13 protein-coding genes are annotated in these 12,791 nt (G+C 60.4%); 9 read left to right on the top strand and 4 right to left on the bottom strand.

Annotated elements, in window-relative coordinates:
• Nucleotides 1-3 precede the first annotated feature (3 nt).
• Complete coding sequence (locus CYD26_RS19640; protein ID WP_065760437.1) at nucleotides 4-498, bottom strand: DUF6231 family protein; 495 nt, start codon at nucleotides 496-498, stop codon at nucleotides 4-6.
• Nucleotides 499-626: 128 nt separating this feature from the next.
• On the opposite strand from CYD26_RS19640, the gene CYD26_RS19635 reads away from it, so the two are divergent.
• The 3 genes from CYD26_RS19635 (at nucleotide 627) to CYD26_RS19625 (ending at nucleotide 2,536) form a co-directional block, all read left to right on the top strand.
• Nucleotides 627-1,313, top strand: coding sequence for an OmpA family protein (locus CYD26_RS19635; protein WP_102053383.1), 687 nt, complete (start codon nucleotides 627-629; stop codon nucleotides 1,311-1,313).
• A 196-nt stretch (nucleotides 1,314-1,509) separates the two neighbouring features.
• Nucleotides 1,510-1,785, top strand: coding sequence for a DUF1145 domain-containing protein (locus CYD26_RS19630; RefSeq protein ID WP_102053382.1), 276 nt, complete (start codon nucleotides 1,510-1,512; stop codon nucleotides 1,783-1,785).
• Complete coding sequence (locus tag CYD26_RS19625; RefSeq protein ID WP_102053381.1) at nucleotides 1,778-2,536, top strand: hypothetical protein; 759 nt, start codon at nucleotides 1,778-1,780, stop codon at nucleotides 2,534-2,536. The genes CYD26_RS19630 and CYD26_RS19625 overlap by 8 nt, the downstream gene beginning before the upstream one ends.
• A 76-nt stretch (nucleotides 2,537-2,612) precedes the next feature.
• Here the strand turns inward: CYD26_RS19625 and CYD26_RS19620 are convergent, their stop codons facing one another.
• The gene (locus CYD26_RS19620) at nucleotides 2,613-3,077 is read right to left on the bottom strand and encodes a CopD family protein (protein WP_102053380.1); all 465 of its coding nucleotides are present in this window, start codon (nucleotides 3,075-3,077) and stop codon (nucleotides 2,613-2,615) included.
• Between the two features lie 97 nt (nucleotides 3,078-3,174).
• Here CYD26_RS19620 and dinG point away from each other — a divergent pair, with 97 nt between their 5' ends.
• The 5 genes from dinG (at nucleotide 3,175) to pdxH (ending at nucleotide 10,642) form a co-directional block, all read left to right on the top strand.
• The gene (dinG, locus tag CYD26_RS19615) at nucleotides 3,175-5,319 is read left to right on the top strand and encodes an ATP-dependent DNA helicase DinG (protein WP_065760432.1); all 2,145 of its coding nucleotides are present in this window, start codon (nucleotides 3,175-3,177) and stop codon (nucleotides 5,317-5,319) included.
• A gap of 81 nt (nucleotides 5,320-5,400) precedes the next feature.
• The gene (locus CYD26_RS19610; RefSeq protein WP_102053379.1) at nucleotides 5,401-7,599 is read left to right on the top strand and encodes a beta-galactosidase; all 2,199 of its coding nucleotides are present in this window, start codon (nucleotides 5,401-5,403) and stop codon (nucleotides 7,597-7,599) included.
• A 150-nt stretch (nucleotides 7,600-7,749) separates the two neighbouring features.
• The gene (locus tag CYD26_RS19605; RefSeq protein ID WP_065760430.1) at nucleotides 7,750-8,895 is read left to right on the top strand and encodes a serine hydrolase domain-containing protein; all 1,146 of its coding nucleotides are present in this window, start codon (nucleotides 7,750-7,752) and stop codon (nucleotides 8,893-8,895) included.
• Nucleotides 8,896-8,995: 100 nt separating this feature from the next.
• Nucleotides 8,996-9,976: an OmpA family protein gene (locus CYD26_RS19600; protein WP_102053378.1), complete on the top strand. Its 981-nt coding sequence runs from the start codon at nucleotides 8,996-8,998 to the stop codon at nucleotides 9,974-9,976.
• An 18-nt stretch (nucleotides 9,977-9,994) separates the two neighbouring features.
• On the top strand, nucleotides 9,995-10,642 hold the full coding sequence (gene pdxH / locus CYD26_RS19595) for a pyridoxamine 5'-phosphate oxidase (protein ID WP_065760428.1): 648 nt from the start codon (nucleotides 9,995-9,997) through the stop codon (nucleotides 10,640-10,642).
• Here pdxH and CYD26_RS19590 read toward each other — a convergent pair.
• Nucleotides 10,639-10,875: a hypothetical protein gene (locus CYD26_RS19590; RefSeq protein WP_102053377.1), complete on the bottom strand. Its 237-nt coding sequence runs from the start codon at nucleotides 10,873-10,875 to the stop codon at nucleotides 10,639-10,641. The genes pdxH and CYD26_RS19590 overlap by 4 nt on opposite strands.
• A 150-nt stretch (nucleotides 10,876-11,025) precedes the next feature.
• On the opposite strand from CYD26_RS19590, the gene CYD26_RS19585 reads away from it, so the two are divergent.
• The gene (locus CYD26_RS19585; protein WP_102053376.1) at nucleotides 11,026-11,490 is read left to right on the top strand and encodes a glycine zipper 2TM domain-containing protein; all 465 of its coding nucleotides are present in this window, start codon (nucleotides 11,026-11,028) and stop codon (nucleotides 11,488-11,490) included.
• 70 nt (nucleotides 11,491-11,560) lie between these two features.
• On the opposite strand, the gene nhaA is transcribed toward CYD26_RS19585, so the two are convergent.
• Nucleotides 11,561-12,742 carry a Na+/H+ antiporter NhaA gene (gene nhaA / locus CYD26_RS19580; RefSeq protein ID WP_102053375.1) on the bottom strand — a complete coding sequence of 394 codons (1,182 nt, stop codon included), beginning with the start codon at nucleotides 12,740-12,742 and terminating at the stop codon, nucleotides 11,561-11,563.
• Nucleotides 12,743-12,791 lie beyond the last annotated feature (49 nt).

Below are 12,791 nucleotides of genomic sequence, written 5' to 3'. Positions count from 1 at the left end.
GTTCTACCACCAGTACTTTCCAAAATTCTGCGGGTTGGCCCAGAACTTGGCATTCAGCCAGTCCGGAACCTGCTTGTATTCTCGTAGATCATAGGTGAACAGGCTTAGCACCTGCTCGTCGCGTTGGAAGCGTTCACTGGCCTGGAGGGCCAGGGCGAAGAAGTCGGTGTCTTTCCAGCCGCACGCGGGCAGGTCGGCCAATACCGCAACCCGACTGGCGTTGAGGTTTCGGATACCGCCCAGCAGTTCCAGGCCTTGGCGTCTGGGCAAATGCTCCAGGCAGTCGACCAACAGTGCCAGATCAAAGCGTTGCGAGGCGAGTTCAAGGGGGAGGGGGCCAGGATTGGTGACGTGAATCTCAGCCTGTGGGTGGGCTTGCGCGAACGCATCCAGAGCCGGGAAACGGCTGCCTACGACCAACAAGCGTTGCGGTGCCTGGCGCTCCAGCAGAGCAGCCAATGCCTGCTGTGGGGTGCGTTGGGAAAAACTCTCGGTCATCAGCAGTCCTCAAATCAGATAATCCAAGACTACACTGAGTCATGGCTTATTGCTGGCGGAGTTGGGGTGTGCGGTCTTTACTCAACTGAGCATCGGTTATGCACCGATTCCCCGAGGAGACGCATCAAATGAGCATAGTACGCACAGCATTACCTCTGGTTCTGCTAACCAGCGTGTTGACTGGTTGTGCAGGTTTGCAAAAAACCGACTGGCCTAAGTGTGCCGCCGTCGGAGGCGTCGGCGGCGCTGCGTTGGGTGCAATCGAGAGTTCCAGCTGGGCAGGCTGGGGCGCGTTGCTCGGTGGCGGCCTGGCAGCCGGCTACTGCTGGGCCAATGGCGACGGTGACGAAGATCACGATGGCGTGCCGGACAGCCGCGACAAGTGCCCGGGCACACCGCGCGGCGTTCAGGTCGATGCCAACGGTTGTCCACCTGCACCGGTTGTTGAGCAACCGGTAGTGGTCAAGGAAGAAGTGATCGTTATTCGTGATGTCCACTTCATGTTCAACTCAGCCAAGCTGACCGCCGCGGATAAAATGCGCCTGGACAAGGTTGCCAGTCGTCTGAAAAGCGAGGCACCGGGCGCCAGGCTGAGCGTGACCGGGCATACCGACAGTGTCGGCAGCGATGCCTACAACCAGAAACTGTCTGAGCGCCGCGCTTATTCAGTGACCGATTATCTGGTTGAAAGCGGCGTACCGCGCAGTAGCTTCGTATCGGTACGGGGCGCAGGCGAAAGTCAGCCAGTGGCTGATAACAAAACGGACGATGGCCGCAGCATGAACCGCCGGGTGGAAATCCGGATCGAGCGCTGAGCCTCTATCAGGCCCACGGCTCAAGACGTGCCGTGGGCCTGCCGTTGTCTCTGTATCAACGTGAATACCGAATCCTTTCCGATGACGCTACCCTCTGGCGCAAGTCGGGAGGCAGGGTTACTGTTGCAGGCGATGCCAAGGGATTGAGGTCTTGGTATTGCCAATAAAAAGAACAAGTCGAGAGGGGCGGGCGCGTATGAAGGTGTTCTGGGGCCTGGGCAAGGCCTTGACAGTGGTGTTCTGGTGGGTGGTGTTGATGAATCTGCTCAGTCCTGCGGAAAAACCCTTCCACCTGCTGATCAACGCCGCTGGGGCGACAGTGTTGGCATTGCATGTCCTGGAAGTGCTGGTGTTCAACCGTCTTCTGCGTGAGCGCAGCCATCGTTGGTTCGACCGTCTGCAGATCCTGCTTGTCGGTATTTTCCACATCCAATCGATACCGGCACCGCGCCAGGAGGCAGGTCATGCGTAAATTCATGGTGTTGCTGACATTGGTCAGCCCATTGGCAATGGCCGAGAGCCTGAGTGTCGGAGCGCATTCGGTACTGCGTCTGCCCAACAAAAGCAGCGTGGTTCAACTCGAACGCCTTGATGTGGCGGACTACGGGACCTTGCTGTTGCCGGCCAGTTTGACCGAACTGAATGTCGGCTCGTTGCGCCTGGGCCGAGAGGCGCGGATCGCGGTTGTACCGGCTGGGCAGGCGCTACGTATTGAAGCTGGCGCTGCCGAGTTGGCGGATGGCAGCCAGATCCTTGCCCACGGTGCCCCCGGGACATTCGAGAAAGCTGCCATGCCGGGACGAGACCTTGAGCTGCGCTTGCATCGTTTGCAGGCCGCGCAACTGTCGATTGACGCTCGCGGAGGGGCAGGTGCGCCTGGGTATGTCGGGCTTGATGGGGCCAATGGCAAGGCCGGTGGCTGTACCTGGGGGCAGGCTGAACCCGGGGCGAACGGCCAGAACGGTGGTGATGGCCATGACGGCGCAGCAGGTGGGCGTGTGCTGTTGGCGCTGCCCGCCAGCTACCCCGAGGCTCAGATCAAGGTGCGAGTGGATGGTGGGGCGCCGGGCCTGGCTGGGGCTGCCGGTAAGCCGGGGAAAGGCGGGGCGAGCAAAGGGTGCTTTGTGTACCGTACCCAAGGCGGCGCGAGCGGTAAACCTGGCGCACCAGGGCAGCCCGGTTTGGCGGGCGCCGCAGGCGCTTTCACACTGAAGCGTTTGTAACAATCTCGGCGGGGCGGCACGTACGCAGCGTCTGTATCGCTGGCACGCTCGCCTCCTGCCGATCAGCCTTGTGATATCACACCAGCAGACGTGAAGAGGCCACCGCTACCACGGCCAGGCCCAGCAGCAGGTTTACGCCGACCAGTCGACGAATCCGCCCGAGCACACCGGCACCTGCCGACCAGTCTTCAGCCTGTACGGCCTTGCGCAATGCAGGCAGCAGCAACGTCTGGATACGAATAAACAGCGCCAACATGGCGATAGCGCCGCCAATCATCACCTGTACATAGCGTGGGGCCGTTTCAAAACCGGCAAAGCGCAGGTGCAGCATGCCCATGCCGCTGATCACCAGCACTGCGACGGCGACCCAGACCCATACGAAAAAACGCTGAAACACTTCTACCCAGAGGCGCAGGCGAGCAGGGCCGTCCAGGGCGGCAACAGCGGCCGGGCGCAGTACCAGCCAGGCGAAGAACATGCCGCCGACCCAGACCAGGGCGGCCAGAACATGCAGGCTATAAGGGATGGCAAAGGCGGTCATCGGGAACTCCGTTCAGCGCAAAGGGCAATAGCGGGTTATGATAGCGGCCCAATCGAAACACTGAAAATATATCCAGCCCTTCGGGCGCCCCGACACCATGATCAGCAACGAACTCAAATCCCAAATTCAGGGCGCCTACTCGCGTTTTCTCGAAGCCAAGAGCCTCAAGCCGCGCTATGGCCAGCGCCTGATGATTGCCGAAGTCGCCAAAGTATTGGGCGATATCGAGTGCGACGACGAGGGACGACGCAGCGGCGACCCTGCGGTGGTGGCGGTCGAGGCCGGTACCGGTACGGGTAAAACCGTGGCCTACAGCCTCGCTTCGATTCCGGCGGCCAAGGCTGCTGGCAAGCGCCTGGTGATTGCCACCGCCACGGTTGCCCTGCAGGAGCAAATCGTATTCAAGGATCTGCCGGACCTGATGCGCAACAGTGGCCTGAACTTCAGCTTCGCCCTGGCCAAGGGGCGCGGGCGCTACCTGTGCCTGTCCAAGCTCGACCTGCTGTTGCAGGAGGGCCATGCGCAGTCGGCGACGGCCCAGTTGTTCGAGGAAGAAGGCTTCAAGATCGAGGTGGACGAAGCCAGCCAGAAGCTCTTCACCAGCATGATCGAGAAACTTGCCGGCAATAAATGGGACGGTGACCGCGACAGCTGGCCTCAGGCGCTGGAGGATCAGGACTGGGCACGGTTGACCACTGATCACAGCCAATGCACCGGCCGACATTGCCCGAACTTCCAGCAATGTACCTTCTACAAGGCCCGTGAAGGCATGGGCAAGGTCGATGTCATCGTGACCAACCATGACATGGTCCTGGCCGACCTGGCCCTGGGTGGTGGTGCAGTGCTGCCCGATCCGCGCGACACCATTTATGTCTTCGACGAAGGTCACCACCTGCCGGACAAGGCCATTGGCCATTTCGCGCACTACACGCGTTTGCGCTCAACCGCCGACTGGCTGGAGCAAACGGCCAAGAACCTGACCAAGCTGTTGGCCCAGCATCCACTGCCGGGCGATCTCGGCAAGCTGATCGAACAGGTGCCGGAGCTGGCGCGAGAGATCAAGACGCAGCAACAGTTCATGTTCACGGCCTGCGAGCAACTGGCGGATTTCCGTGCCGGTGAAGACATGGAGGGACGTGAGCGCCCGCGTCACCGCTTTGTGGCAGGCGTGGTGCCTGAGCACATGCGGGAAATGGGTATCGAGCTGAAGAAAGGCTTTTCGCGCTTGAACGACCTGTTCACCCGCCTGACCGAGTTGCTCAAGGAGGGTATGGATGGCGAGGTGAACATCGGCATCGCCAGCCATCAGGCTGAAGAGTGGTACCCGCTGTTCGGCAGCCTGTTGATGCGCGCCCAAGGCAACTGGGAGCTGTGGACTGCCTTTACCGCCGAAGATCCTGAGGACAGCCCGCCCATGGCGCGTTGGCTGACCTTGGCTGAAAGCGGCGCATTGTTTGACATTGAGGTTAACGCCAGCCCGATCCTTGCCGCCGAAATGCTCCGGCGCAACCTCTGGAGCGTGGCCCATGGCGCACTGGTTACTTCCGCTACCCTGACAGCCCTGGGTAAATTCGACCGTTTCCGCATGCGTGCGGGTTTACCCAAGGCCGCTGTGACTGCGGTTGTGCCGAGCCCGTTTCACCATGTCGACGCAGGCGTGCTACGTGTGCCTGATTTGCGCGCCGACCCCCGTGATGCGGCTGCACATACAGCCGCGATCATCCGCGACCTGCCTGAGTTGGTCGAAGGCTCGCGGGGCTCGCTGGTGCTGTTCTCGTCGCGTAAACAGATGCAGGACGTCTTCGATGGCCTGGACCGTGATTGGCGCAAGCAGGTGTTTATCCAGGGCAACCTGTCCAAGCAGGAAACCTTGAACAAGCACAAGGCGCGGGTGGACGGTGGCGATTCCAGTGTGCTGTTTGGTTTGGCCAGTTTTGCTGAAGGTGTCGACCTGCCGGGGGCCTACTGCGAGCACGTGGTCATCGCCAAGATCCCCTTCGCGGTACCCGATGACCCGGTTGAAGCCGCGTTGGCCGAATGGATCGAAGCGCGAGGCGGTAATCCGTTCATGGAGATTGCTGTCCCGGATGCGTCCTTGCGCCTGATCCAGGCCTGTGGTCGCCTGCTGCGTACAGAGGAAGACCGCGGCATCATTACCCTGCTTGATCGTCGCGTGGTCACCCAACGCTATGGCAAGGCTATTCTCAATGCATTGCCACCGTTTCGCCGGGAAATTTCCTGACGCCCGGAGCTTAATGTACCTGGGCGTTGTCTATCACTGAGATCAAGGCCCACCCGGGTCATCAAGGAGAGCTCCAGCCTTATGCTTCACCGCACCCTGCCTGCCGTATTCGCCCTGTTGTTCGCTCAGCCGCTTCTGGCCGGGCAACAGACGCTGTTCAGCTTCGTTCGTCCGACCGCCGTGGTGCAGGTCGCGACCGAGGATGCCAGCTTGCCGCAGTACAATGCAGAGCAAACGGCGGAAGGCGAGGTGCTGCGGCGTGTGGTTTTCAACCCGGCGCAGCGTCCGAGCCTGCGCCTCAGCCCGCAGACGGGGGCCTGGGACTGGTCAAATGCAAGCGCCATGACCTTGCGCCTGCAAAGTGCAATGGATTGGGCGTTGACGCTGGATGTCACGCTCCAGAGCAGCGATGGCAAGACCCTTACCAGTCGCATCGACCTGCCTGCCGGCCCTGCGCAGACTGTATGGGTGCCGCTCAAGGCCAGTTCACCGCTGAGCCAGGGCATGCGTGCCGGGCCGCCGATGCCCTGGGTGCATGAGGGCCAGCGCGTGTTGCTGACCAGCAGTGCGGGCGAACTGGACCTCTCGCAGGTGGTGTCAGTGACCTTGTCGATGACCAAGCCCAATGTCGCCCAAAGCGTGCTCATCGAGCGTTTCGGCACACAGGACGACGATCAACTGCAAAAGGCCGCTTATGCCGGCATTATCGATGGCTATGGCCAGTTCAGTCGCGGTCGCTGGCCTGAGAAGGTGACCAGTGATGAGCAACTGCGCAGCGCTGCTGCCAAGGAACAGCAACAGCTCAAGGGGTGGCTGGTTGAGCGTGCCAAGTTGCCGCTAGATACCTTCGGTGGCTGGAAGGGCGGGCTGGCCTTTGAGGCCAAGGGCTTCTTTCGTACCGAGAAGCGCGACGGTCGCTGGTACCTTGTCACACCTGAAGGGCATCCGTTCTACTCGCTAGGGGTCAACACCGTGGCTGCAGACGGTGGCCGTACCTATGTCGAGGGCCGTGAGGCGATGTTTACGAGCCTGCCGCAAGGCCAGGAGCGGTTGGCGTCCCTCTATGGTGAAGGGAACAATCACGATGGCAATGGTTCCTCCCGTGGTCGCGCGTTCGATCAGGGCCGTTGGTTCGATTTCTATGCTGCCAACCTTGAGCGCAGCTACGGCCAGCCCTGTGCCGATGCCAGTCACTGTCCTGCGGTGAGCCTTGATGCCAAGCGCTGGCAGTCTCATGCCCTCGACCGATTGCAGGCCTGGGGCTTCAACACCTTGGGTAACTGGAGCGACCCGGCCTTGGGGCAACTTGGTCGCGTGCCTTACACCCTGCCGCTGGCCATCGTGGGCGACTACAGCAGTATCAGTACCGGGATGGACTGGTGGGGGGCCATGCCCGACCCGTTTGATCCGCGTTTTGCGATGGCGACCGAGCGCGCAGTGGCCATCGCTGCGCGTGATCACCGGGATGATCCCTGGTTGATCGGATACTTTGCGGATAACGAATTGGCCTGGGCGGCACCGGGCGACGACCCGAAGGCCCGCTATGCCTTGGCGTTCGGTACATTGCGCCAGACTACGGACGTGGCCGCCAAGCGCGCATTTCTCAAGCAACTGCGAGACAAGTACCGCAACCAGGAGGGGCTGTCCAAGGCCTGGGGCATCCAGCTGACGGCCTGGGAACTCATGGAAGACCCGGGATTCGAGGCGCCACTGCCTAATCCTGAGCACCCCGAGATAGAGGCGGACTACCAGTATTTCCAGAAGGTATTTGCGCAAACCTACTTCAAGACCATCGACGACGCGTTGAACTGGCATGCGCCCAACCACCTGTTACTGGGCGGCCGCTATGCGGTGAGCAGTCCGGAGGCGGTTGCAGCCTGTGCCGAGTACTGTGATGTGATCAGTTTCAATTTCTACACGCCCACGCCTCAAGATGGCTATGACTTCACTCAGCTCAAGGCACTGGACAAGCCGGTACTGGTGTCTGAGTTTCAGTTCGGCTCACGGGACCGTGGGCCGTTTTGGCCCGGGCCAATGGAGGTTGCCCGGGAAGAAGACCGAGGGCCTGCCTATGCGAACTTCCTCAAGGCCGCTTTGGCCGAGCCTATGATTGTTGGCGCGCACTGGTTCCAATACATGGACCAGCCTGCCAGCGGACGTTTGCTCGACGGTGAAAACGGTCACTTTGGTCTGGTCGGCATTACCGATGTACCGTTCCAGGGTTTTATCGGTGCCGTACGCAAGGCCAACCTGCAGGCTCAGGAACAGCTCGCCAAGTAGGGTTCAACTCTCGGCTCCTGCGGTTGTTGCAGGAGCCGATCTGGGCGGTATTGTCCCGCGCAACCATTCGCCAGCTATCTGTTCCCAAATCGGCGTCAGGCTGGAACAATGCACGCCATTTAGAACACGGGTTGTGCAGGGAGTCGGCGGGTGCAGATTCAGGGTCATTACGAACTTCAGTTCGAAGCAGTACGCGAAGCCTTTGCCGGTTTGTTCGACGATCCTCAGGAGCGCGGCGCAGCACTGTGTATTCAGGTTGGCGGAGAGACGGTGGTCGATCTTTGGGCCGGTAGCGCTGACAAGGACGGCGAGCAGGCCTGGCACAGCGACACCATCGCCAATGTGTTCTCCTGCACCAAGGCCTTTACTGCCGTGACTGCACTGCAACTGGTCGGTGAGGGCAAGTTGCAGCTCGACGCGCCAGTGGCGCGCTACTGGCCGGAGTTCGCAGCGGCAGGTAAAGAAGCCATCACCCTGCGCCAGTTGCTTTGCCATCAAGCCGGCCTGCCTGCCATCCGTGAATTACTGCCTGCCGAAGCGTTGTACAACTGGCAGACAATGGTCGATACCCTTGCCGCCGAAGCCCCCTGGTGGACGCCCGGTACTGCCCATGGCTATGCCGCGATTACCTTCGGTTGGCTGGTTGGCGAATTGATTCGCCGCGCTGATGGTCGGGAGCCGGGTACCTCAATCGTTGCACGTACCGCACGGCCATTGGGCCTGGATTTCCACATCGGCTTGGCCGATGAAGCGTTTCATCGCGTTGCTCACGTCGCCCGTGGCAAAGGTGTGATGGGGGATGAAGCGGCCCAGCGCCTGCTGCAAGTGACCATGCGCGAGCCCCAGGCATTATCGACACGAGCGTTTACCAACCCGCCTTCGGTGCTCACCAGCACCAACAAGCCAGAGTGGCGCCGTATGCAGCAGCCAGCGGCCAATGGTCATGGCAATGCCAGAAGCCTGGCCGGTTTCTATGCCGGTTTGCTGGAGGGCAGCCTGCTTGAGGCGGAGCTTCTGGATGAGTTGACCCGCGAGCACAGTATCGGCCAGGACCTGACCTTGCTGACGCAGACCCGGTTCGGCCTGGGCGTGATGCTGGATCAACCAAACGTTCCCAATGCCACCTTTGGCCTCGGGCGCAGGGCGTTCGGGCACCCGGGAGCGGGTGGTTCGGTTGGCTTTGCCGACCCTGAATACGATGTTGCCTTTGGCTTTGTCACCAACACCCTGGGCCCCTATGTGTTGATGGACCCGCGTGCCCAGAAACTTGTACGGGTGCTAGCGACGTGCCTGTGACCAGTCATGTCGACCAGGTGCTGGAACCCATGGCCCATTTTGCTTTCCAACGGCCCGGTTGTATCGGCCGATTCTTAATCCTTTTTACGGTGTATCGTTGATGTACTCTCATAAAACGCTCGCGCTTGCTTTGTGCCTTGCCGTAACCGGATGCGCCCAGCACCCGCAGAACGCTTCGGCGAAAAACGATCATGGCTGGTGGCCATTTGGTGGTAGCGAAAAGGTTGCTGATCAGGATGTGAAAAAAGCGATCGATGAGAAAGTGGCCAAGGCCGACGCCAAGTCTGAAAGTGAGAGCCACGGCTGGTGGCCATTTGGCGAGAGCAAGAAGGTAGATGCACCTAAAGCCTTGAAGATGCCTGATCCGAAGGTGACACAGGCCTGGCTCGACAACTATGAACCGCGCTTGCGTGAAGCGATCAAGGGCAGCAAGTTCGAACTGGAGCGCCGTGATAATGTACTGGTCATCACTGCGCCGGTTGACAGCTCATTCAACCCTGATCGCCCTGCAATGTTGCTGCCGGTCACGTTAGGGCCGATCACTCAGGTGGCCAAGGTCATCGAGAGCGATCCAAAAACAGCTGTTTTGGTCGTGGGGCATGGTGATACCAGCGGTGCGACAGCGGCTAACCAGAAGACCAGCCAGGAGCGGGCACAGTCGGTAGCAGCGATTTTCCGTCTCAGCGGCCTGCAACGTGACCGCTTGATGCTGCGTGGCATGGGCTCGTTGATGCCGCGTGCGGCCAATGACAGCCAGAAAGGCCGTGCGTTGAACCGTCGGGTGGAGATGGTACTGACCCCGCAAGACACCATGCTGGCGTTGCTCAGCAAGTACAGTCAACCAACGCCAAGCCCGGCTGAACTGGTTGCTGTACAGGATGCCAAAGTACCGGCCAAGGCCGCCGCCAAACCCTCGGCCAAGATGCCGACCAAGAAAGCCGCGGCGGCCAAGAAAACCGTAGCGAAGAAGAACACCGCGGTGAAGAAGGCAGCAGCCAGCAAGCCAGCTGCCAAGCCAACGGCCAAGAAAGCACCAGCGGCGAAGGATGTTGCTGCCGTCAGTACCGCGAAGACCAACTGATCGTCAAGGAACGCTGCTATGACCCAGACCCTGGCCGATATGCGCCGTGACTACACCCGTGATGGACTGGCTGAAGCCCAGGCACCGAGCGAGCCTTTCGTTCTGTTCCACCAATGGTTCGCTGAAGCTGTTAAAACCGAACAGCCACCTGTAGAGGCCAACGCCATGACCCTGGCGACGGTCGATGCAGATGGCCGTCCACATTGTCGCGTGTTGTTGCTCAAGGGGCTGGATGAGCAGGGTTTCACGTTCTTTACCAACTATGACAGCGCCAAGGGCATGCAACTGCTGTACAACCCTTATGGCGCCATGACCTTCTTCTGGCCAGCCCTGGAGCGGCAGGTGCGCATTGAAGGCAAGGTGGTCAAGGTGTCGCCACAGGAGTCCGATGCGTACTACCAGGTTCGCCCTTTGGGCAGTCGCCTGGGGGCCTGGGCTTCACCGCAGAGCCAGGTGATTGCAGACCGTGCAGAGCTCGAAGCGTTGCTCAAGGACACTGAGCAGCGCTTCAGCGACAGCCAGCCGCATTGCCCTGAGCATTGGGGCGGTTACCGTTTGTTGCCCGATCGCATCGAATTCTGGCAGGGGCGCCCAAGCCGTTTGCATGACCGCCTCAACTACCGCTTGGTGGATGGGCACTGGGTGCGTGAGCGCCTGGCGCCTTAACTCGCCTGATACCCGGCAGCTTCGCGTTCCAGCCAGGCTGCCAGGTCACGGCGTTTGACCTTCTGGGTCTTGGCGCTGTCCAACCGCTTTAGCATGTACTCACGCTTCAGGGGATCGCTACCTGCCAACGAGAGCGCCAGGTCACGGTCCGACCAGCGCTTGATGCGGACGTAGAGCCACCAGTGGAAGTACAAACCCGCGACGGTAGTGGCCGCGATGATGAAGTAATCCATGTTTATCCTTGCGCAGTAAAAACAGTTTTTACAGACCGGTCGATGGGCCGCCTGTACGGATGCTGTATGGAAGCAATTTTATACTGCCGCTGTCGTGACAGCCGTCAACGCGCGGAGTCTAATGGCAACTTGTCTTTTGGAGATGATCCTATGCGTAAATCTGTTCTGCTGGTAGCGTCCGTGACCACCCTGTCACTGCTTCTTGGTGGTTGTGCGTCCAACCTGACCGGTGACTCTTACTCCCGTGATGAGGCTCGGCGCGTGCAGACCGTACGCATGGGGACCATTGAGTCTCTGCGACCGGTGAAAATCGAAGGTACCAAGACGCCCATCGGTGGTGGTGCGGGTGCCATCGTTGGTGGCGTAGCCGGCAGTGGCGTTGGTGGTGGCCGTGGCAGCGTAGTGGCCGCTGTGATTGGTGCGGTTGCCGGCGGCCTGCTCGGCTCTGCGGCAGAAGAGGGCATTACGCGTACTCAGGGTGTTGAAATCACCGTGCGCGAAGATGACGGGAGCATGCGCGCCTATGTGCAACAGGTTCAGGAAAACGAGATTTTCCGCGTGGGTGACCGTGTACGCATCATGACCGTCGACGGCACCAGCCGTGTGACTCGCTGATACCCCGGCGCATAAAAAACAAAACCCCGACGCGGCTTGGCCGGTCGGGGTTTTTTATTGCCTGCGTGCTTCAGGCCTTGGCGGTCTTGCGGCTGGCCATTGCCGTGATTGCATAACCGATCAGTGCGGCAAGGATCGAGCCAGTCAGGATACCCATTCGGTCCATGCCGGCAAATTCGCTGCTACCCGGCTCAAACGCCAGCGAGCCGACGAACAGGCTCATGGTGAAGCCAATGCCGCACAGAACCGCCACGCCGAGAATCTGCCCCCAGTTGGCGCCGGTCGGCAAGGCCGCGAGGCCAGTCTTTACGGCTATCCAGGTCAGGCCGAATACACCAACGGTCTTGCCCAGCAGCAAGCCGACGGCGATGCCCATGGGCACGTGGTGGGTGAAGCTCTCTAGCGTGACACCGGCCAATGAAACGCCTGCATTGGCGAAGGCAAACAGCGGCAGGATACCGAAGGCGACCCATGGGTGCAGGGCGTGCTCCAGGCTCATCAGCGGAGACGGCTCGGCGTTTTTCGTGCGCAGCGGGATACACAGTGCCAGCGTGACGCCTGCCAGCGTGGCATGTACGCCACTCTTGAGTACACAGACCCAGAGGATCAGGCCGACGATCATGTAGGGGCCAAGCTTGATGACGCCCAGTCGGTTCATCGCGATCAGTGTCAGCAGGCAGGCGCCCGCCAACATCAGCGACAGGCTTGACAGCTCACCGGAGTAGAACAGGGCGATGACAACGATCGCGCCAAGGTCGTCGATGATCGCGAGGGTCATCAAGAACAGCTTGAGCGATACCGGGACCCGCTTGCCGAGCAGCGCGAGCACGCCCAGGGCGAAGGCAATGTCGGTCGCGGTAGGGATAGCCCAGCCCGCCACGGCAGCCGGGTTGTCCTTGTTCAGGAACCAGTAGATCAGCGCCGGTACAACCATGCCGCCAATCGCAGCTGCGCCGGGCAGAACCACTTGCGAGGGTTTGGACAGGTGCCCGTCAACCAACTCGCGCTTGACCTCAAGGCCAATGAGCAGGAAGAACAGCGCCATCAGGCCATCGTTGATCCACAATAGCAGAGGCTTGGCGATTTTAAGCGCGCCGACCTGGGCAACGACAGGCACCTCGAGCAGGCCATTGTAGAGAAAGGACAGGGGTGAATTGTTGACGATAAGTGCCAGGGCGGCTGCAGCAATCAGCAACAGACCGCTGGCAGCTTCCAACTGAAAGAAACGAGTGAAAGTGCTACGCAGAGGCAAGGTCGCTCTCCATCCTGAAATTCAAAAAAGGGATACACCCTAACCTGTG

This window comes from Pseudomonas sp. FFUP_PS_473 (assembly GCF_002858665.1).
Taxonomy (GTDB): Bacteria; Pseudomonadota; Gammaproteobacteria; order Pseudomonadales; family Pseudomonadaceae; genus Aquipseudomonas; species Aquipseudomonas defluvii.
Note: the sequence above shows the minus strand (reverse complement) of the source record. Positions and strands in the feature narration are given on the sequence as shown.